Genomic DNA, 19,327 nt, shown 5'->3' with positions numbered 1-19,327 from the left:
CTAGGAAAGCCGCTCACGCAGTTCGGCCAGGCGCATCACGTCGCCGTACTTCTGCCCGATGTCGAACAGGCTCGCATCGTGCGGCGCGATCGCGCGGTCGCCCACGCAATCGGACAGCACGACCGGCGCGAAGCCCCAGCACATCGCATCCACCACGCTGGCGCGCACGCAGCCGCTGGTGACGCAGCCCGCCACCAGCAGGGTCCGCACGCCGCGCTGCGTCAGCCAGGGCGCCAGCGTGGTGCCGAAAAAGGCCGACGGCACGTTCTTGCGCACCACCAGCTCGCCGGCACGCGGCGCGAGTTCGGCCACGATCGCGCTTGCCGGCGAATGCCCCTTCAGGCCCAGCATGCCCGGCACCTTCTGGCTGAAGATGTTGGCGTCGCCGTCGTCGTCGGCGTAGACGATGCGGCTGTGCGCCACCGGCCAACCGCGCTCGCGCGCCAGCGCCAGCAGCGGCACGGTGCGCGCGATCGCCGGTGCGATGTTGCCGCCGCCGAACAGCGCCGGGTCCGCGAAGCCGTTGACGAAGTCGACGATCAGCAGGCCGACGGGCGGCCGCACGCCGAGCCCGGCGCCGAAGCCCTGGCGCCGATAGACCTGCGATTCGTCATGCATGCGCGGCGCCCTCCCCGGCGGCCATCAGTTCCTCGACCACCTTGCCGTCGCGCACCACCTGCAGCGCGTCGACGAAGACGTCGCAGCGGCGCATCGGGATGTCGATGTGGCAGGCCGTGGTGCGGCTGCCGCCGGCCTCGTTGTTCGGGCCGAGCGAGAACAGGAAGTTGCCGCTGACCGCGCGGGCGTCCATGCCCAGCGTGGCTTCGCGGTCGTAGAGGCCGAGGGTCGACCAGTAGGCCCGCTTCTGCAGTCCCCAGCCGATGTGCGAGATGGCATAGGCCTCGGGGTCGGCGAAGGATTCGATGTACTCGCCGAGCAGCTCGGCCTCGGCGCCGCCTTCGATGCGGGTCACGAAGCCGTGCTCGACCGTGAGCTCGATGGCTTCGCCGACATAGGACTTCATCGGCAGCAGCACGTCGCCCTTGGCGAGCACGATGCGCCCCTGCGCCCCGCCCTCGTTGGGCCAGGTGAAGGCGAAGCCGCTGGGCCAGTGGTCCCAGCGCCCAGGGCGGTCGACGAAGCCGTATTCGGCCGTCACCGGGTAGTCGCCGAGCGGGCAGCGCAGGTCGGTGCCGCCGGGCGAGGTCACGCGCATTTCCTTGCGGCCCTCGAGCAGCGCCACGCCGGCCTGCACGCGGTGGTAGTCGGCCATCGTCGGCACCATGCGCAGCAGCACCTCGGGCGGCTCGACGGCCAGCAGAATCCTGGTGCCGCCCGCCAGGATCTCGTGCTGCTCGGGCGAGAACAACAGGGTCATCAGGTCGAGCACCAGGTCGCTGGCCTTGAGCGCCGCGATGGCGGCCCGGTTGCCGGTGAGCGGCGTGGTGCCGAGGTAGGCCAGCGTGTCGCGGCTCAGCGATTTCTCGCCGTTGACCGGCGGCAGGTCGAGCCGGCTGACGCAGGCGCCGAGCATGGTGGCGGCGGTGATCGCGCAGCGCAGCGTCTGCGGATGCGTGTGGTCGCTGGTGAGCACGGTGACGGCGTCGCCGGCACGCAGCTTGGAAAGCGCGAGGACCTGGGTCCAGGCGCGGATCAGGTCGGTGTCGCTGACTGCCATGGTTTCTCCTTGGGTGTGCGGTTCAGTCGAGGGGATGGCCGAGGAAGTCGCCGAAGGCGCGGTGGAAGCCGTCTTCGTTGTCCCACGGGATCATGTGGCCGGCGCCGGCCACGCGCACTTCGCGCAGCGACGGCGCCAGCGCGCGCAGCTCGTCGACCTCCGCTTCGCGCACCACGTCGCCGCGCTCGGCGGTCATGAGCAGCAGCGGCACCGCGATGCGCGGCAGGTCGGCATGGATGTCGTCGGACTGGAAGTCGTTGAAGCTGGCGACGATCGCGCGCTCGTCGCAGGTGTGCAGCCACTGGGCGCGCAGGCGCAGCTGCGCTTCGCTCCAGGTCGGGCAGAACCCGCGCATCTGTTCGAGCGAGATGCCCTGGCGCGCGAGCCGGATCGAATCCACGTACCACGGCAGCTGGGCCGGATAGGGCCGCCGGCCCGGCCCCGACACGGGCGGATCGACCGCGACCAGGCGCGTGAGTCCGTCCGGCCGCCGGCCGGCCGCGCGAAGGCCGATGCGCCCGCCCATCGAATGGCCGACGAAGGCATAGCGGCGCAGCCCGAGGGCCTGGGCGAACGCGATCGCGTCGGCGGCCTGGGCATCGAGCCCGTAGTCGAGCGCCGCCGACGCCTCGCTCAGGCCGCGCCCGCGGATGTCGAGGACGTAGGTATCGAAGTGGCGCCCGAAGCGCTCGGCCACGAAGCCCCAGGTGACGGCGGGGCTGGTGATGCCGGGCAGCAGCACGACGGCATCGCGGCCGGCGCGCTCGCCCTGCGTGCCGCCGTAGCGCAGGTAGTGCTGGCGGATGCCGTTGGCATGCACGTGGGCGCCGTGGAGGAAGGTGCTTCCGCTCACCGCAGGCCTCCCTCGCGCACTGTCGAGTAGGCGCCGGACAACAAGGCCCCCGCACCGGGCACCACCTGCTCCAGGCCGAGCGCGCCGAGCATCGCGAAGGTGGTCGCGACCGCAGCCGTCACGACCGGCTTGCCGGTCGCGGCCTCGACCTGTGCGATGGCCGCGAGCGACGGCATCTGCACGCAGGCCGACAGCACGATCGCGTCGACCCCGTCGGTGTTCATGCCGGCGACGATGCCAGGCAGCTCGCGCGGATCGTGCCGGCCGACCTCGAGGTTGTCGGGGATCTCGAGCGCGCGCCAGTCGACCACCTCGAAGCCCTCGTGCTCGATGTAGTCGACCACCATCTTCGTGAGCGGCACCATGTAGGGCGCCACCAGCGCGATGCGCCTGGCGCCGATCACGCGGAGCGCATCGACCAGGGCGCCCGCGCTGGTGACCACCGGCGCAGCGCCCAGGTTGCTTTCGGTGGCCGCCCGCAAACGCGACTCGGACTGCCTGTGGTAGCCGCGGCCCATCGCCATGATGGCCACCAGGCAGGCATAGCCGAGCACGTCGACGCGGGCGTCGCTGAGTTCGAGCGCGCAGCGGTCGGATTGCGCATCCATCGCGGCCAGCTCGTCCTTGTTGACGTGCTTCATGCGCATGCGCGCCGAGTGGAACGTGAAGCGCTCGGGCCGGACCTGCTCGCGCAAGCGCAGCATCGCGGGAATCTCGGTCTCCATGGTGGTGTTGGAACTCGGCACGATCTGGCCGATGCGGTAGTTCTTCGTCATCTGCTTTGCTCCCGGTTCAGGCCAGCGAGGCTTCGGTGTCGAAGCGCTCGACGCAGCGCGTCGCGTCGTACTCGTAGACCCACTCGGCCTTGATCCCGACCGCATTCGGATTGCTGGCCTGCTGCTGCTGGAAAGCCAGGTCGCGCTCGCGCTGCTCCTCGGGCGTCGACAGGTGGTAGGTGCGGCCGCGCTCGCGGGCTTCGAGCTGCACGCGCGCGGTGCGCGGGCGCCGCTCGGCCTCGTAGGCACGCAGCGCGGCGTCCCGGTCGGTGCCGAAGTGCGCCAGCGCGGCAGCCAGCACGTAGCCGTCCTCGATCGCCATCGCGGCGCCTTGCGACAGGAACGGCAGCATGGGATGCGCCGCGTCGCCCAGCAGCGTGACGCTGCCCTGCGACCATTGCGCCATCGGATCGCGGTCGAACAGGCCCCACTTGAAGATCTGCGAGGTGTCGGTGCGCTCGAACAGCTCGATGATGTTCGGATGCCAGCCCGCATAGGCGGCCAGCAGTTCCTCGCGCGTGCTCGGCTCGGTCCATGACTCCGCCACCCAGTCGGCGCTCTCGTTGACCGCCACGATGTTGACGGCCGCGCCGCCCTTCACGTAGTAGGTGACGATGTGCGCCTTCGGGCCCATCCAGAACGAGGCGTCGGGGCTGACGAAAGGCAGCGGATGCTGCGCCACCGGCACCAGCGCGCGCCAGCACATGTGGCCGGTGAAGCGCGCATCGGTCTTGCCCCAGAGCGCATCGCGCACCGCCGAATGGATGCCGTCGGCGCCGACGATCAGGTCCGCCTCGAAGTTGCTGCCGTCGTCGAACAGCGCCACCGCCTGGTCGCCGCGCTGCGTGACGCCGGTGCACTGCACGTTGAAGCGCACGCGGTCGGCCGGGATGCCTTCGCACAGGATCGCGTGCAGGTCGGCGCGGTGCACATGGTAGAAGCCGGCACCGAACAGCCGCGGGCAGACGTCCTTCAACGGCGTGCGGAACAGCTCGCGCGCATCTTCCCAATTGCGCCCGACCATGGCTTCGGGCAGGAAGCCGATGCGCGCCAGGCCGTCGCCGACGCCGAGCGCCTGCAGCACCTTGGCGGCGTTCGGCGTCATCTGGACGCCGGCGCCGATCTCGCCGAAGGCTGGCGCCCGCTCGAACAGATGGGCGTCGATGCCGCGCAGCCGCAGTGCGCGCGCCAGGGCCACGCCGCCGATGCCGGCGCCGACGATGCCGACGCGGATTGCTCTACTCATACTCGAATCTCCAGAATAAATAAACGATCAATTAATTCAAGGACGGGACGGCGAAGACGCCGGCGCAGCGCGCCGGCCGCCTTGCTCAGCCGCCCAGGTAGGCGCTCAGGAGCCCCGGGTCCTCGAGCAGCCCCGCGGCATCACGCTCGGCGACCACGCGCCCCGTTTCGAACACATAGGCGCGCGACGCCACCGACAGCGCGTTGTGCACGTTCTGCTCGACCAGCAGCACGGTGACGCCGTGCTGGTTGATCTCGCGCACGAACTCGAACACCTCTTCGGCCATGCGAGGGCTCAGGCCCAGGCTGGGCTCGTCGAGCAGCAGCAAGCGGGGCTCGGACATCAGCGCCCGGCCGATGGCCAGCATCTGCTGCTCGCCGCCGCTGAGCGTTCCGGCCAGCTGGCGATGCCGCTCCTTGAGCCGGGGAAAGCGGTGGTAGACGACGCCCACGCGCTTCTCGATCTCGGCGGCCGACTTGCACAGGTAAGCACCGAGCGCGAGGTTCTCGTACACGCTCATGGCCGGCCAGACATGCCGTTCTTCGGGCGATTGGGCGATGCCCAGCCCGACAATGCGGTCGGCCGCCATGCCGCCGATCTGCTGCCCATCGAAGCGGATCTGGCCGCGCGTGGGCCGCAGCAGGCCGGACACCGCCCGCAGCGTGGTGCTCTTGCCGGCGCCATTGGCGCCGATGAGTGCGACCACTTCGCCGGCGCGGATCGTCATGTCGACGCCATGCAGCGCTGCGGTCTTGCCGTAGCTCACGTGCAGGTCCTCGAGTTCGAGCAGGTTTTCGCCCTGTCCGCGGATCGATGCGGCCATCATGATTTCTTCCCCCCGCCCAGATAGGCTTCGATGACACGCGGATCGGCCTGCACCTGCGCCGGCGTGCCCTCGGCGAGCTTCTCGCCGAAGTGCATCACGACCACGCGGTCCGACACGCCCATGACCAGTCCCATGTTGTGCTCCACGATCAGGATCGACTGGACGAAGCGCCCCCGCAGCTGCTTCAGGATTTCGCCGAACCGCCTCGCCTCATGGCTGTTGAGGCCGGCGGCCGGCTCGTCGAGCATCAGGATCTCGGGCTTGGCCGACAGCGCCAGCGCGACTTCGAGCAGCCGAAGCTCGCCGCACGACAGCATGTGGGCCGGCACGTTCATGCGTTCCGACAGGCCCATCGTGTGGACGATCTGCTCGGCGCTCTCGCGCACTTGGCGCTCGGTGGCGCGCACCTTCGAGGTCGGGAAGAAGGTGCACCACAGCGACTGCTTGGCCTCGAGGTAATGACCGGTCAGCACGTTCTCGAAGACGGTCAGCGACTTCAGGATGTTGGTCTTCTGGAAGCTGCGCACGATCCCCCGGCGCGCCATGCGGAAGGGCTTCTCGCCGGTCACTTCCTGGCCGCCGTAGCGGACGCTGCCGCCGCTCGGCGTGTAGAAGCCCGTGATCAGGTTGAAGCAGGTGGTCTTGCCCGCGCCGTTGGGCCCGATGAGCCCGACGATCTCGCCGGCATGGACGTCGAAGCTGATGTCCTTGACGGCCTTGATCCCGCCGAAGGACTTGCCCAGCCCACGGACCTCGAGCGAGCCGCCGCCGGCGGCCAGTGCCGCGGCGCTCATGCGGGCCTCCCGGCGGTGCGTTGCGCGGGTGCAGCGGGCTGCGCCACCTCTTTCGCACGGGTCTCGCGCCGCTGCGTGATGAAGCCCATCAGGCCGCGCGGAAGGAACAGCACGATGGCGATCACGGCCAGGCCGAAGAGCGACAGCCGCAGCTCCTTCGTCTCGCGCAGGTATTCCTCCAGGAAGGTCACCAGCAAGGCGCCGATCAGCGGTCCCACCAGCGTGCCCTTGCCGCCGATCAGCACCATGATGATCATGCTGACCATGAAGGCGAAGCGGAACACCTCGGGCCCGACGAACGAGATGTAGTGCGCATAGAAGCCGCCCGCCATGCCCGACAGCAAGGCGCCGAGCACCAGCGCGAGCATCGAGTAGGTCAGCGGGCGGATGCCGATCGATTGCGCGACGTAGCGGTTCTCGCGCACCGCCACCGCGGCGCGGCCGGCGTTCGAGTTCACGAAACGGAACGACAGGTACAGCGCCGCGGCCAGCAGCAACCAGGCCAGCGCGTAGTAGAACTGCTTCGCGCCCAGGTTGCCGGCCTCGGCCAGCAGGGCGGGCTGCGGCACGCCGGCGATGCCCATCGGCCCGTTGGTGAGCGCGATCCAGTTGTCGGCCACCAGGCGCAGCACTTCCGAGAACGACAGCGTGACGATCACGAAGAACGGCCCCTGCAGCCGCAGCGTGATGGCGCCGATGACCACGCCCATCACCGCCGCGAGAAGCCCCGCGACCGGAATGGTGGCCCAGACCGGCCAGCCGTAGCGGGTCGCCAGGATGGCCGCGGCATAGGCGCCGGTGCCCAGGAAGGCGGTGTGGCCGAGCGAGAACTCGCCCACGTAGCCGACCACCAGGTTGAGGCTGGTGGCCAGCACCGCGTAGAACAGCACCATGATCGCGATGTGCAGCACGTACTGGTCGCGCACCACCAGCGGCACCAGGGCAGCCAGCGCCATCAGGGCCAGCAGGCAACGTTTTTCGAATCTCATGCGCGCTCCGCTCGTTTGGCAAACAGGCCGTAGGGCCGGAAGACGAGGGTCAGGATCACCAGCACGAAGCCGATGATGTCGACCCAGCCGGTCGCCACGTAGCCACCCCACAGCGCCTCCGAAACGCCGAGCAGAAGCCCGCCCGCGATGGCGCCGGGAAAGCTGCCCATGCCGCCGAGGATCACGACCACGAAGGCCTTCATGCTCACCAGGCCGCCCACCGACACCTGGGCCGAATAGATCGAGCCGAGCAGCATGCCGGCCAGCGACGCGATGACAGTGCCCATGGCGAAGGTGCTGGCGTAGACATTGGCGGTGCGGATGCCGACCAGCCGGGCCGCCATCGGGTCCTGGAAGGTGGCGCGCATCGAGCGGCCGAGCCGGGTCTTGTGGATCGTCAACCAGGCCGCGAGGATCAGCAGCGCGCAGACCGCGACCGCGAACAGCCGCAGCTTGGTCAGCACGATCGGGCCGAGGAACACCGGGCCCGCCGAGATCGGCGCCTCGACCTTCAGCGGGGCGGTGCCGACCATCAGCAAGGCCGTGTTGGCCAGGAAGATCGACAGGCCGATGGTCAGCAGGATCCCGGGCTCTTCGCCCTGGTCGCGGATGCGTTCGATCAGCAAGCGGTCGATCAGCCAGCCGAAGGCGCCCATGGCGACGGCGACCAGCAGCAGGCCGCTGAAGAAGTCGAGCCCGAGCCGCGTCGTGGCCCACCAGCCCATGACGCCGCCGAGCATGTAGAGCTCGCCGTGGGCGAAATTGACGACCCGCATCAGGCCGAGGATCAGGGTCAGTCCCAGCGCCGACAAGGCGTAGAACGAACCCGTCACCAGGCCGTTGACGAGGTACTGTGGCAGCAGTTCCATCTTGGCGTTCCTTCGCGGCCGGCCTCAGGGCTTCTCGGTCGCCGCTTCGGCGACCACGCGCGGTTCCTTGTTGGCGATCTGCACCAGCACGACGTCGAAGCCGTAGCCTTCGCCCTTGTCGGTGAAGCGGAAGCGGCCATTGGGCGCGGTGTAGTCGGTCTTGCGCAGGGCGTCGCGCACCGCCTCGGGCTCGGCCTTGCCGGCGCGGGCGATGGCTTCCACCATGATGTTCAGCGCGTTGTAGCCGGCGGCGCCGTACTTGCCCGGCTTCTCCTTGTAGCTCGCGCGGTAGCGCTCGACGAAGGCCTTGTTGGCTTCGCCGGGCAGGCTCGAGGCGTAGGGCACCGCGGCGTAGATGCCCTCGGAGGCGTCGCCGGTCAGGCCGACGAAGTCGGCCGTGGCCCACGAGCCGACGCCGAAGATCTTGGTCTTGAGACCGAACTCCTTGAACTGCTTCACGAGGATGGCGCCGTCCTGTGTCTCGGCGGCCACGAACACGCCGTCGGCATTGCTCGCCCGCAGCTTGGTCAGCAGCGTGTAGAAGTCGGTCGCACCGTGGTCGAAGTATTCCTTCATGACGGTCTTGACGCCGAGCGCGCTCAGGTCCTTCGAGAAGTCCTCCACGCCGCCGCGGCCCCAGTCGTCATTGACCCCGATGTAGGCCACGGTCTTGAGCTGCAGCTTCTCGGCCAGGATCTTGCTGAAGGTCTTCGACATCAGGCGGTCGGTCTCGGCCGAGCGGAAGAAGTACTGCATCCCCTTCTCGGTCAGATCGGCCTTGGACGACACGCCAGTCAGCAGCGGCACCTTGTACTTCTCGGCCACCGGCATCACGGCCGCGGTGGCCGAACTGCAGAAGGCGCCGGCCAGCGCCACCACCTTGTCGCGCTGGATCAGCTTCTCGGCCGCATTGACCGAGTTGGCGGGCTGGCACTGGCCGTCCTCGATGACCAGCTCGATCTTGCGGCCGAGCACGCCGCCGGCCGCATTGCGGCGCTCGACGGCCAGCTTGGCACCGCTCACGAAGGCCTGGCCGTTGTAGGCCACCGAGCCGGTCAACGGCTCGATGACACCGATCTTGATGGACTCCTGGGCCGTTGCCATGGACGCCAGGCCCAGGGCCAGGCCGGTGGCACAGGCGGATTTGAACAACTTCAGCATCGACGAATCTCCTTCGAAACAAGCAGTGATGACGCCGCCGGCAAAGCCTTCGGCACGAACATAATTAAACGCTCAATTAATTGTGAGGCCGAGGATAGCACCCCTCGGGATGCACCGTTTCAGGGTTAGCTCTGTGCCCTCGAATTAATTAAACGGTTAGCAAGCAAGGAGGATGCCAACAGAGGCGAGTCCGGCCTGGGCGGTGGTGGCGGCGAAGTAGGTCGGGCCGCCCACGGTCACAGAAACGATTGCCGACCGAGTTGCTCGAACGGATCTGGGCCGGATTGGCGCTGAAGCCGTTGGTCACCGCGCCTTGCGACGTGAATCCGCTGTCGAGAGGATCAGATGGGTCCCGACGCTGTGGATGCCGAAGGGGTCGGGCCGAGACCGAGTCTTTTTCATTCCGAGCTTTCTCCACACCCCCGGGGATTGCCCCGCTCTTGCTGCGCGATGAAGGCCCGGACCTCGGGGTAGACCTGCTCGCGCCAGCGGCGGCCGCTGAAGATCCCGTAGTGGCCGGCGCCCTCGACCTCGAAATGCCGCCGCGCCTCGGCCGAGACCCCGGTGCACAGTTCGTGCGCGGCGCGGGTCTGGCCCGAGCCCGAGATATCGTCCAGCTCGCCCTCGACCGTCAGCAGGCCGGTCGAATGGATGTCCTGCGGGCGCACCGGCTCGCGCTCGCCGGCGGGGTTCCTGACTTCCCAGGTGCCGTTCACCAGGTCGAACTTCTGGAACACCGTTCGAATCGTCTCCAGGTAGTAGTCGGCGTCCATGTCGAGCACGGCGTTGTACTCGTCGTAGAACTTGCGGTGCGCCTCGGCGCTCGCGTCATCGCCCTTGATCAGGTTCTCGAAGTAGTCGCAGTGGCTGCTGGCGTGGTTTTCCGGGTTCATCGCGACGAAGCCGGTGTGCTGCAGGAAGCCCGGATACACGCGCCGCCCGGCGCCCGGGAAGCCGTCCGGCACCCGGTAGATCACGTTGCTCTCGAACCACTCGAAGCTCTTGTTCATCGCCAGGTTGTTGACCGCGGTGGGCGATTTGCGGGCGTCGATCGGTCCGCCCATCATGGTCATCGACAGCGGCGTCTTCTCGCCGCGGCTGGCCATCAGGGACACCGCGGCCAGCACCGGCACCGTCGGCTGGCAGACGCTGATCACGTGGCAGTTGCCGTACTCGGCCTGCAGGTGGCGGATGAAGTCCTCGACGTAGTGGACGTAGTCGTCCAGGTGGAACTCGCCTTGCGACAGCGGCACCAGGCGCGCGTTGGTCCAGTCGGTGATCCAGACCTGGTGGCCCTGCAGCAGGGTGCGCACGGTGTCGCGCAGCAAGGTCGCATAGTGGCCCGACAGCGGCGCCACCACCAGCACCACCGGCTGGCTCTTGAGCGTCTTCAGGGTTTCCGGCTGGTCGGTGAAGCGCTTGAAGCGGCGCAGCTGGCAGAACGGCTTCTCAATCTCGACGCTTTCGTGGATCACGACCTCGTGGCCGTCGACCTTGACGGTCTTGATGCCGAACTCGGGTTTCTCGTAGTCCTTGCCCAGCCGGTACAGGAGGTCGTAGCCGGCGGCCATGCGCTGGGCCATCGGCGTCTGCCCGAGCGCTGCGCCCTGGCCGTAGAGTTTGGACGCGGCCTGTGCGAAGTCGGCGAACGGCTCCATGAGGGAGCGCTGGGTTTCATGCAGGTGATAGAGCATGGCGACGGTTCCTGGGCTGGATGATCGGGCCGGCGATCAGCGCGGGCCGAACGCGGGTTTGCGCTTTTCGAGAAACGCGGCCATGCCTTCGATCTGGTCCGCGGTCCCGAACAGCGAGTGAAACAACCGCCGCTCGAACATCACGCCGTCCGACAGGCCCGACTCGAAGGCGCGGTTCACGCACTCCTTGGCCGCGATCACGCTGAGCCCACCCAGCGCGCAGATCGCGGCCGCTGCTTCGAGCGCCTCGTCCATCAAGCGCTCGACCGGGACGATGCGTGCCACCAGCCCGGCGCGCTCCGCCTCCCGGGCATCCATCATCCGGCTCGTGAGCACCAGGTCCATGGCCTTCGACTTCCCGACCGCCCGCGGCAGGCGCTGCGTGCCCCCGGCGCCGGGGACGATGCCGAGCCGAATCTCGGGCTGCCCGAACCTGGCGTTCTCGGCCGCGATGATGAAGTCGCACATCATCGCGAGCTCGCAGCCGCCGCCGAGCGCGAAGCCCGCCACGGCCGCGATGACGGGCTTGCGGATACCGCGGATCGTCTCCCAATTGCGCGTGATGAGATCCTGCCCATAAGCCTTGGCGAAGTCGTGCGGTGCCAGCGCGGCCACATCGGCGCCCGCGGCGAAGGCCTTCTCGCCACCGGTGATGACGATGCAGCCGATGCCATCGTCGGCATCGCAGGCCCGCAGCGCCGTGCCCAGTTCGTCCATCAGCTGATCGTCGAGTGCATTCAGTTGCCTGGGGCGGTTCAGCGTGATGACGGCGGTTCGGCGCACCGTGTCACCGTGCTCGGCCATCAGGAGGGTCTCGAAGGGCATGGCAGGTTCCTGGTGGGCAGTCATTCGGCGCGCTGCTTCACGTAGCGGCCCGGTGCGTCCTCGATCGGCGCGTGTTCGGTGTTTCCGAGCCGCTGGCGCGCGACCACCTGCTTGCCCTCGAGCGGCTTGAGCCATTGGCGCCAGTGCTTCCACCAGCTCCCGGGTGTCTCCTGCGCGCCGGCGAGCCAGGCGTCGGCCGATTCGCCTTGCGCCGCGCCGGTCCAGTAGCTGCGCTTGTCCTTCGACGCCGGATTGATGACCCCGGCGATGTGCCCGCTCGCGCCGAGCACGAACTGCGACTTGCCGCCGACCAGTTGCGTGGTCTGGTAGGCCGATCGCCAGGGAACGATGTGGTCCTCCTTGGTCGCGAGGACGTAGCAGGGCATGTCGATGCGCCCGAGATCGACCGCCGTCTCGCACATCGTGAGTCGGTCCGGCTCGCGCAGGTTGTTCTCGAGGTACATGTTGCGCAGGTACCAGGCGTACATCGGCCCCGGCAGGTTGGTCGCGTCGGCGTTCCAGTAGAGCAGGTCGAAGGCGGCGGGGCTCTTGCCCTTGAGGTAGTTGCCGATCACGTAGGGCCAGATCAGGTCGTTGGCGCGCAGCGACTGGAACACGAAGCCCAGCTCCGCGCCGGCGTAGATGCCGCCGCGACCGATCGTGGCCTCGCGCTGCGCCACGCCCTGGGCGTCGACGAAGACGCCGAGGTCGCCCGGCTCCGCGAAGTCGAGCATGGTGGTCAGGAAGGTTGCGCTGGCCACACTCCGGTCCCCTTGCGCGCGCAGCACCGCCAGCGCGCTCGCGAGGATGGTTCCGCCGACGCACCACCCCACCGCGTTGACCTTGTCGGCCCCGCTGACGGCCAGTGCGACCTCGATGGCGGCCATCGCGCCGAGCACCAGGTAGTCGTCCCAGGTGACGTGGCCCAGATCGGGGCCGGGGTTGCGCCACGACACCAGGAACACCGTCTGGCCCTGCTCGCAGGCGAAGCGCACGAAGGAGTTTTCGGGCTGCAGGTCCAGGATGTAGAACTTGTTGATGCATGGCGGCACGATGAGCAGCGGACGCACCGCGACTTTCTCGGTCATCGGCGCGTACTGGATCAGCTGCATCAGCGGGTTCTCGTAGACCACCGCGCCTTGGGACACCGCCACGTTGCGGCCGATCTCGAAGGCGCTCTCGTCGGTGATGGAGATGCGTCCCTTGCCGAGGTCGTCGACCAGATGAGTCAGGCCCGCCGCGACGCTCTGGCCGTTGGACTCGAGCGCCAGTTTCAGCACCTCGGGGTTGGTGCCGGCGAAGTTGGCCGGGCTCATCGTGTCGATGAACTGCCGCATGAAGAAGCGCAGCTTGTGCTTGTCCGCCGCTTCGAGCTCGGCCGCATCGGCCAGCTCGCCGAGGAGCCGGGCGTTCAGCAGGTAGTTCTGCTTGAGCAGGCTGAACCACGGATGGCCGCTCCAGGCATCGCCGTGGAAACGCCGGTCGCCGCGCTCGGCGTCGACCACGGCGGCCGATTGCGTGCCGCCGCTGGCGAGCCAGCCGGCCCAGAGCGCCGCCTGCTGTTGCCAGTACTGCCCCTGGGCCTGCGCAAGCTGCGTGGGATCCACCCCCGTGCCGGCGCCTGCGCCGAACAGGCGCGTACCGGATTCGACGAAGCCCCGGACAAACTCGTCCGGCATGTTGAACGGCGAGCGCATGCGGTCCGCCTAGCGCGCTGGCCGGGAAGTCGGCATGACGATGGCGTCGCCGTCGATCACCACCTTGCCCTCCACCGTGCAGATCGTGGTCAGCGTGACGCGCTTCTTCTCGGCCGACAGTTCCTTGACCGTCACCGTGGCCTGCACGGTATCGCCCGGCCGCACCGGCGCCTTGAACCGCAGGTTCTGGCCGAGGTAGACCGTGCCGGGTCCGGGCAGCCGCCCGGCGATGGCGGCCGAGATCACGCTGGCACTGAGCATGCCGTGCGCGATCCGGCCCTTGAATTGGGTCGTGCGCGCGAACTCCTCGTTGATGTGCACGGCGTTGTTGTCGCCCGAGGCCGCGGCGAACAGGACGATGTCGGCCTCGGTGACGGTCTTCGCGAAGGTGGCGTGCATGCCGATCTCGAGGTCTTCGAAGTCGTAGCCGTTGAGTCGATTCATGGCGTTGTCCTGTGACTGTGTAGATGGGAGCGGCGCTTCAGGCCGCCACTTGCTCGGCCTCGGCCTCGCGCATCGGGGCGGCTTGCTCGACCGGGGTCGGCCGCACGAACGCCTGCATGCGCTGCTGCTGCAACTGCCTGGCCGCGGCGACGCTCTTCTCCTTCACATGCCCGTAGCCCCGGATCTCGTCGGGCACGCTGGCGAGCGCCACGGCGGCGGCATGGTTGGCCGGGCTCAGGTCGCGCGTGATCGCGTCGAGCAGCGCGATGTAGTCTTCAATCAGCTGGCGCTCCTCGCGGCGCTCGTCGGTCTTGCCGAAGACATCGAGCGCGCCGCCGCGCAGACCCCGAAGGCGCGCCAGCCATCTGAAGGCCGTGCGCATCCACGGGCCGAACTGCTGCTTCAGGAGGTGACCCGTGACCGGATCGCGCCGCGAGATCGTCGGCGGCGCCAGGTTGTACTTGACCGTGTAGCCGTGCTTGAACATGCCGTCCAGCTGGGCCAGGAAGGCGGGGTCCGTGTGCAGCCGTGCCACCTCGTACTCGTCCTTGTAGGCCATCAGCTTGTAGAGGTAGCGTGCGGCGGCTTCGCCGAGCGCGGCCGTGCCCGGCGTGCGGCTGCGCTCCGCGTTCAGCACGCGTGCCACCACGGCGGCATAGCGCTTCGCATAGGCCTCGTCCTGGTAGGCGATCAGCTCCGGCACGCGGACCTCGAGCAGCCGTCGGACCTCACCCTCGCCTCCCACGGCGTCGACGATCGCACGCGCCTGCGGCGTCATCGGCGCCGGTGGCGCCGACGCGCCCGCCGAGCCGGCGCCCTTCGCGATCTCGGCCAGCACCGCCGCCCGGTCCACCACCGCCATGCGACCCCACTGGAAGGCGGCCAGCCCCATCTCGACGCCGACGCCGGCGTTGCGGATGGCCGTCTCGATGGATTCGGCCTTCAGCGGGATCGTGCCGGCCTGGTAGGCCACGCCGACCATGAAGGTGTTGGTCGCCATGCTGTCGCCGAAGAGGCCCTCGGCCAGTGCCTGCCCATCGAGGAACACGTTGTCGGCCTTGCGCGTCACGCGGTCGATGCCGGCGCTGAGCCCGCGCGTGGCCGGGAACAGCACGCGCCGGTCGGCGATCATCTGCCCCGTCGGCGTCTGCGTGGTCGACACCACCGCGATGGTGCGTTCCGGATGGCACTTGTCGAGGTTCTTGGGGTCGGTCGCGTTGAGGATGTCGAAACCCAGGTACAGGTCGGCGCGCCCGTCCGAGATCTTGTTCGAGCCGTCGAAGGGCGCGTTGGTGATCTTGATGTCCGAGATGACCGAGCCGCCCTTCTGTGCGAGCCCGGTCTGGTCGAGGCCGATGACATGCTTGCCTTCGAGGCGCGCGGCCGCGGCGATCGTCGCGGTCACGGTCACCGACCCGGTGCCGCCGATGCCCATGATGTGCACGCTGAAGCCGAAGCTCGCGTCGACCTTGGAGACCGGCTCCGGCAGCGCGCGGTCGAGCGCCGGGATGCAGCCCTTCTTCTTTTTCTTCTTCGCGCCCGCCTCGCCGGCGTCCGGCGCCGCGTTCGGCGTGATCGTCAGGAAGGAGGGGCAGAAGCCCTTCACACAGGAGAAGTCCTTGTTGCAGGAAGACTGGTGGATGCGCGTCTTGCGGCCGAACTCGGTTTCCACCGGCTCGACGCTCATGCAGTTCGACTTGACGCCGCAGTCGCCGCAGCCCTCGCACACGCGCTCGTTGATGACCGTGACTTCCACCGGCTCCTCGGCCTTGCCGCGGCTGCGTGCGCGGCGCAGCTCGGCCGCGCACTCCTGGTCGTGGATCAGCACCGTGGTGCCGGGGGTCGCCGCCAGCGCGCGCTGGGCTTCGTCGAGCCGGTCCCGATGCCATACCTGCGTGTCGCCGGCGAGGCTCACGCCCTGGTAGGCCTGCACGTCGTCGGTGGTGACGATCACCTTCTTCACGCCGTTGGCGAGCAGGTCCGACACCATGTCGGCCACCGGATGCGCGCCCATGATCTCCTGCCCGCCGGTCATGGACGTATGGGCGTTTCGCAGCAGCTTGAAGGTGATGTTGGCGTGGGTCGACGCCGCGTAGCGGATCGCGAGACTGCCCGAGTGGGCATACGTGCCGTCACCCATGTTCTGGAAGATGTGCGGGGTGTCGGTGAAAGGCGCCATGCCGATCCACTGCGCGCCTTCGGCGCCCATGTGCGTGCCCATGACGACGTTGCGGTCCATCCACATGGCCATCGTGTGGCAGCCGATGCCGGCCGAGACGATGCTTCCCTCGACCGCCTGGGTCGAGCTGTTGTGCGGGCAGCCCGAGCAGTACCAGGCGGTGCGCGTGGCGGTGGCGAGCTTGGCGCGCGCATGGATCTCGTCGAGGCGCCTGAGCCAGGCCTCGGCCGATTCGACGCTGGCCTTGCGCGAGAGCCGCTTGGTCAGCGCCCGCCCGATCACATCCGATTCGAACTCCCCATAGTGCGGCAGCAGCTCCTTTTCTTCCTCGTCGAACTTGCCGACGATGCGCGGCGCGTTGGCCATGCCGTAGAGCACGTTCTTGGCGAACATCTCCAGGAAGGGCCGCTTCTCCTCGATGACGAAGATCTCTTCCAGCCCCTGCGCGAAGTCGCGCACCACGGTGGGCTCCATCGGGAACAGCATGCCCATCTTGAGGATGCGGATGCCGTAGCGGCGCAGCGCCTCGTCATCCAGGCCCAGTTCCAGGAAGGACTGGCGCAGGTCGTTGTAGGTCTTGCCCGCGGTGATGATGCCGAGCCAGGCGTCGCGGTTCTCGAAGACCACGTTGTTGAGCCTGTTCTCGCGCGCGTAGCGCTTGGCGACCTCGAGGCGGCGGGTGTAGAGCGACTGCTCCATTTCGAGCGCCTCGGCACGCACGTTCATGCCGAGGTTCATGCTCGGCGTGAAGGCCTTGCCGTCGAACATCAGGTCGGGCGTGACGAAGTTCAGCCGCTCCGGCGAGACCTCGGCCGTGCCCGTGCCGTCGGCCACGTTGGTGACGATCTTCAGGCCCACCCACAGCCCGGACAGCCGCGACATGTTGTAGCCGTGCAGGCCGAGATCGAGGATCTCCTGCACATTGCCCGGGTACAGCGACGGCATGCCGACGTGGAACAGCATCGGCTCGGACTGGCTGCACAGCGACGAGCTCTTGCAGCTCGGATCGTCGCCGACCACCGCGAGCACACCGCCGTTCTTCCCGATGCCCGTGTAGTTGGCGTGCTTGAGCGCATCGCCGCTGCGGTCGACTCCGGGCGCCTTGCCGTACCACATGCCCGTGACGCCGTCGAACTTCTGCTTGCCGACCGTGTGCAGCATCTGCGTGCCCCACACGGCGGTGGCCGCGAGGTCCTCGTTGATGCCGTCGACGAACTTGATGTGGTGCTCGGCCAGCAGCTTCTCCTGCCGGATCAGCGAGGCGTCCAGCATGCCCACGGGCGAGCCGCGGTAGCCGGAGACGAACATGCCGGTCCTGAGGCCGCGCCGCGCGTCGGTGCGCACCTGGTCGAGCGTGAGGCGCACGAGCGCATCGATGCCGCCCAGGTGGATCGAGCCTTCCTCCTGGGTGAAGGGGTTGGGGATGTCTTTCTTGGTGGCCATGGGAGGGTCTTTTGGGTGGTGGGGCGACGCGATGGGGGCGGAGAAGCTCAGCGGCCGAGCGACTTGGCCGTTTCGCCGGCGATGCCCCAGTTTTCCTTGGGCAGCTCGTGGATCCAGACGCGCACGTTGGCCTTGGGCGCATCGATGGCGTCCACCAGGGCCTGGGTGACTTTCTCGATCACGGCGCGCTTCTGTTCCTCGGTGCGGCCTTCGATCATGTGGATCTGTGCGAATGGCATGGCGCTTTGCTCCTGCTGCTCAGACGAAGCGCATCGAGACCGTGCCCAGGTCCTGGAAGCGGACCGCCACGCTGTCGCCGGCCTCCACCGCGATCGCTTCGGTGACCCCGCCGGTCATGATGAAGGTCCCGGCCGGGATCTCCTGGCCGCGCTCGCCGAGGTGGTTGGCCAGCATCGCGACGGCGGCCAGCGGCTGGCCGAGCACCGCGGCGCCCGCGGCCATGCTGACGACCTCCCCATTCTTCTCGAGCACCACGCCCAGCGTGCGCAGGTCGAGCGCGGCCAGCTCGCGCATGCGCCCGCCGATCACGAAGCGGGAGGCGGAGGTGTTGTCGGCGATCACGCTCTTGAGGTCGAACTTGAAGTCGCGGTAGCGCGAGTCGATCACCTCGACCGCCGGAACCACGAAGTCGGTGGCGGCCATGACCGCGGCGACGTGGCAGCCGGGGCCCTTGAGCGGCGCCTTGGTGACGATGCAGATCTCGGCCTCGACCTTCGGATGGATCAGCTCGCAGGTCGCGATCTCGCCGCCGTCGGGCCGCGCCATGTAGTCGGCGACGAAGCCGAACACCGGGCTGGTCACGCCCATCTGCTTCATCTTGGCGAACGAGGTCAGGCCCGCCTTCAGGCCGACGATCCGGTGGCCACGGCTTTCCTTGAGGCGGCGCAGTTCGTCCTGGATCGCGTAGGCATCGCTCCAGTCCATGCCGGGGTAGTCATCGGTGATCTTGGTGACGTCGCGCGCCTGCAGTTCGGCGGCTTCGAGAAGTTCGGCGAGTCGGGTGATCTCGCTGTTGTCCAGTGTGGTCATGGTGGTGTCCTTGCTTCAGATGAATCGCACCGAGGTGCCGCCCAGGCCACCGACGCTGCAGTGGAGGCTGTCGCCGGCCTTCACCGGCACGAGGGGCGATTGCGAGCCCGAGAGAATGATTTCACCGGCCTTCAGGCCGATGCCCAGTCGGCCGAGCGTGTTCGCGAGCCACGCCACCGCGTTGACCGGCGACCCCTGCACCGACGCGCCGGTGGAGGTGCTGATGACCTCGCCGTTTTTTTCCAGCACCATGCCGGCGAGCGCCAGGTCGAGGTCGCGCGGGCTGCGCCGATGGCCGCCGAGCGTGAGCACCCCGCACGAGGCGTTGTCGGCCACCGTGTCCTGGATCTTGATCTTCCAGTCCTTGATGCGCGAATCGACGATCTCGAAGCAGGGCATCACGCACTCGGTGGCGCGCAGCACGTCGGCGGCGGTCACCCCCGGCCCTTCGAGGTCGCGCTTGAGCAGGAACGCCACCTCGGCCTCGGCCTTCGGCGCGATGAGGCTGTCGACGAGCACGGGCTCGCCCTCGTTGAAGACCATCGCCGACAGCAGCTGGCCGAAATCGGGCTGGTCGACCTTCAGCATGTCCATCACCATCTTGCTGGTGACGCCGATCTTCTTGCCGACCACGGTCTCCCCGGCCTCGATGCGGCGCTGGATCATGCGCAGCTGGATCCGGTAGGCGTCCTCGATCGTGATCTCGGGTTCGCGCTCGGTGATCGGCGCGATCGGCTTGCAGCTCAGCAGCGCTTCGTACAGCGCGTCCCCATGGCCCTGAATCTTCCTGGCTTCCATCTCTC

General features: G+C 68.2%; 17 protein-coding genes and 1 pseudogene. All 18 read right to left on the bottom strand.

All coding sequences use genetic code 11. The features are described from left to right. Nucleotides 1-618 carry an isochorismatase family protein gene (locus tag QTI33_RS32555; RefSeq protein WP_286510718.1) on the bottom strand — a complete coding sequence of 206 codons (618 nt, stop codon included), beginning with the start codon at nt 616-618 and terminating at the stop codon, nt 1-3. Continuing rightward, nucleotides 611-1,678 carry a 2,5-dihydroxypyridine 5,6-dioxygenase NicX family protein gene (locus QTI33_RS32550; RefSeq protein ID WP_286510716.1) on the bottom strand — a complete coding sequence of 356 codons (1,068 nt, stop codon included), beginning with the start codon at nt 1,676-1,678 and terminating at the stop codon, nt 611-613. Before QTI33_RS32550 ends, QTI33_RS32555 begins: the two co-directional genes overlap by 8 nt. Nucleotides 1,679-1,700: 22 nt before the next feature. Beyond that, nucleotides 1,701-2,531 carry an alpha/beta fold hydrolase gene (locus QTI33_RS32545; RefSeq protein ID WP_286510714.1) on the bottom strand — a complete coding sequence of 277 codons (831 nt, stop codon included), beginning with the start codon at nt 2,529-2,531 and terminating at the stop codon, nt 1,701-1,703. Continuing rightward, nucleotides 2,528-3,307, bottom strand: coding sequence for a maleate cis-trans isomerase family protein (locus tag QTI33_RS32540; RefSeq protein ID WP_286510713.1), 780 nt, complete (start codon nt 3,305-3,307; stop codon nt 2,528-2,530). Before QTI33_RS32540 ends, QTI33_RS32545 begins: the two co-directional genes overlap by 4 nt. A gap of 16 nt (nt 3,308-3,323) precedes the next feature. Continuing rightward, a complete protein-coding gene (locus QTI33_RS32535; RefSeq protein ID WP_286510712.1) occupies nt 3,324-4,553 on the bottom strand; it encodes an FAD-dependent monooxygenase in 1,230 nt (409 codons plus the stop codon). Between the two features lie 85 nt (nt 4,554-4,638). Beyond that, nucleotides 4,639-5,343, bottom strand: a complete 705-nt coding sequence (locus tag QTI33_RS32530) for an ABC transporter ATP-binding protein (RefSeq protein WP_286510782.1) — start codon at nt 5,341-5,343, stop codon at nt 4,639-4,641. 32 nt (nt 5,344-5,375) lie between these two features. Continuing rightward, nucleotides 5,376-6,173 (bottom strand): ABC transporter ATP-binding protein, encoded by a 798-nt coding sequence (locus tag QTI33_RS32525; RefSeq protein ID WP_286510711.1) that lies wholly within the window; start codon nt 6,171-6,173, stop codon nt 5,376-5,378. Then, a complete protein-coding gene (locus QTI33_RS32520) occupies nt 6,170-7,162 on the bottom strand; it encodes a branched-chain amino acid ABC transporter permease (protein ID WP_286510710.1) in 993 nt (330 codons plus the stop codon). Before QTI33_RS32520 ends, QTI33_RS32525 begins: the two co-directional genes overlap by 4 nt. Next, nucleotides 7,159-8,031, bottom strand: a complete 873-nt coding sequence (locus tag QTI33_RS32515; RefSeq protein ID WP_286510709.1) for a branched-chain amino acid ABC transporter permease — start codon at nt 8,029-8,031, stop codon at nt 7,159-7,161. The genes QTI33_RS32520 and QTI33_RS32515 overlap by 4 nt, the downstream gene beginning before the upstream one ends. 24 nt (nt 8,032-8,055) lie before the next feature. After that, nucleotides 8,056-9,192 (bottom strand): ABC transporter substrate-binding protein, encoded by a 1,137-nt coding sequence (locus tag QTI33_RS32510; protein WP_286510708.1) that lies wholly within the window; start codon nt 9,190-9,192, stop codon nt 8,056-8,058. A gap of 398 nt (nt 9,193-9,590) precedes the next feature. Then, nucleotides 9,591-10,886 carry a polyhydroxyalkanoate depolymerase gene (locus QTI33_RS32505; protein WP_286510707.1) on the bottom strand — a complete coding sequence of 432 codons (1,296 nt, stop codon included), beginning with the start codon at nt 10,884-10,886 and terminating at the stop codon, nt 9,591-9,593. Between the two features lie 36 nt (nt 10,887-10,922). Then, nucleotides 10,923-11,711: an enoyl-CoA hydratase gene (locus QTI33_RS32500; RefSeq protein ID WP_286510706.1), complete on the bottom strand. Its 789-nt coding sequence runs from the start codon at nt 11,709-11,711 to the stop codon at nt 10,923-10,925. 20 nt (nt 11,712-11,731) lie between these two features. Beyond that, on the bottom strand, nt 11,732-13,408 hold the full coding sequence (locus QTI33_RS32495; RefSeq protein ID WP_286510704.1) for a PHA/PHB synthase family protein: 1,677 nt from the start codon (nt 13,406-13,408) through the stop codon (nt 11,732-11,734). 9 nt (nt 13,409-13,417) lie between these two features. Next, on the bottom strand, nt 13,418-13,852 hold the full coding sequence (locus QTI33_RS32490; protein WP_286510703.1) for a MaoC family dehydratase: 435 nt from the start codon (nt 13,850-13,852) through the stop codon (nt 13,418-13,420). Between the two features lie 37 nt (nt 13,853-13,889). Next, nucleotides 13,890-17,474, bottom strand: a complete 3,585-nt coding sequence (locus QTI33_RS32485; protein WP_286510702.1) for an indolepyruvate ferredoxin oxidoreductase family protein — start codon at nt 17,472-17,474, stop codon at nt 13,890-13,892. A gap of 47 nt (nt 17,475-17,521) precedes the next feature. Continuing rightward, nucleotides 17,522-17,716: pseudogene (gene thmT, locus QTI33_RS32480) on the bottom strand (2-hydroxymuconate tautomerase); the annotation flags it as partial. Nucleotides 17,717-17,732: 16 nt separating this feature from the next. Further along, nucleotides 17,733-18,524 carry a 2-oxo-3-hexenedioate decarboxylase gene (gene dmpH / locus QTI33_RS32475; protein ID WP_286510701.1) on the bottom strand — a complete coding sequence of 264 codons (792 nt, stop codon included), beginning with the start codon at nt 18,522-18,524 and terminating at the stop codon, nt 17,733-17,735. 15 nt (nt 18,525-18,539) lie between these two features. Next, nucleotides 18,540-19,322, bottom strand: a complete 783-nt coding sequence (gene dmpE / locus QTI33_RS32470) for a 2-oxopent-4-enoate hydratase (RefSeq protein ID WP_286510699.1) — start codon at nt 19,320-19,322, stop codon at nt 18,540-18,542. Nucleotides 19,323-19,327 lie beyond the last annotated feature (5 nt).

It is taken from the genome of Variovorax davisae (genome assembly GCF_030316845.1).
GTDB classification, from domain to species: domain Bacteria; phylum Pseudomonadota; class Gammaproteobacteria; order Burkholderiales; family Burkholderiaceae_C; genus Variovorax; species Variovorax davisae.
This window is presented reverse-complemented; position numbering and strand designations above follow the sequence as displayed.

Coding starts and splice junctions, on each gene's coding strand:
- QTI33_RS32495 (WP_286510704.1), bottom strand. CDS start 13,408: ATGCGCTCGCCGTTCAACATGCCGGACGAGTTTGTCCGGGGCTTCGTC.
- dmpH (WP_286510701.1), bottom strand. CDS start 18,524: ATGACCACACTGGACAACAGCGAGATCACCCGACTCGCCGAACTTCTC.
- QTI33_RS32535 (WP_286510712.1), bottom strand. CDS start 4,553: ATGAGTAGAGCAATCCGCGTCGGCATCGTCGGCGCCGGCATCGGCGGC.
- QTI33_RS32500 (WP_286510706.1), bottom strand. CDS start 11,711: ATGCCCTTCGAGACCCTCCTGATGGCCGAGCACGGTGACACGGTGCGC.
- QTI33_RS32490 (WP_286510703.1), bottom strand. CDS start 13,852: ATGAATCGACTCAACGGCTACGACTTCGAAGACCTCGAGATCGGCATG.
- QTI33_RS32520 (WP_286510710.1), bottom strand. CDS start 7,162: ATGAGATTCGAAAAACGTTGCCTGCTGGCCCTGATGGCGCTGGCTGCC.
- QTI33_RS32505 (WP_286510707.1), bottom strand. CDS start 10,886: ATGCTCTATCACCTGCATGAAACCCAGCGCTCCCTCATGGAGCCGTTC.
- QTI33_RS32485 (WP_286510702.1), bottom strand. CDS start 17,474: ATGGCCACCAAGAAAGACATCCCCAACCCCTTCACCCAGGAGGAAGGC.
- dmpE (WP_286510699.1), bottom strand. CDS start 19,322: ATGGAAGCCAGGAAGATTCAGGGCCATGGGGACGCGCTGTACGAAGCG.
- QTI33_RS32515 (WP_286510709.1), bottom strand. CDS start 8,031: ATGGAACTGCTGCCACAGTACCTCGTCAACGGCCTGGTGACGGGTTCG.
- QTI33_RS32555 (WP_286510718.1), bottom strand. CDS start 618: ATGCATGACGAATCGCAGGTCTATCGGCGCCAGGGCTTCGGCGCCGGG.
- QTI33_RS32525 (WP_286510711.1), bottom strand. CDS start 6,173: ATGAGCGCCGCGGCACTGGCCGCCGGCGGCGGCTCGCTCGAGGTCCGT.
- QTI33_RS32510 (WP_286510708.1), bottom strand. CDS start 9,192: ATGCTGAAGTTGTTCAAATCCGCCTGTGCCACCGGCCTGGCCCTGGGC.
- QTI33_RS32550 (WP_286510716.1), bottom strand. CDS start 1,678: ATGGCAGTCAGCGACACCGACCTGATCCGCGCCTGGACCCAGGTCCTC.
- QTI33_RS32540 (WP_286510713.1), bottom strand. CDS start 3,307: ATGACGAAGAACTACCGCATCGGCCAGATCGTGCCGAGTTCCAACACC.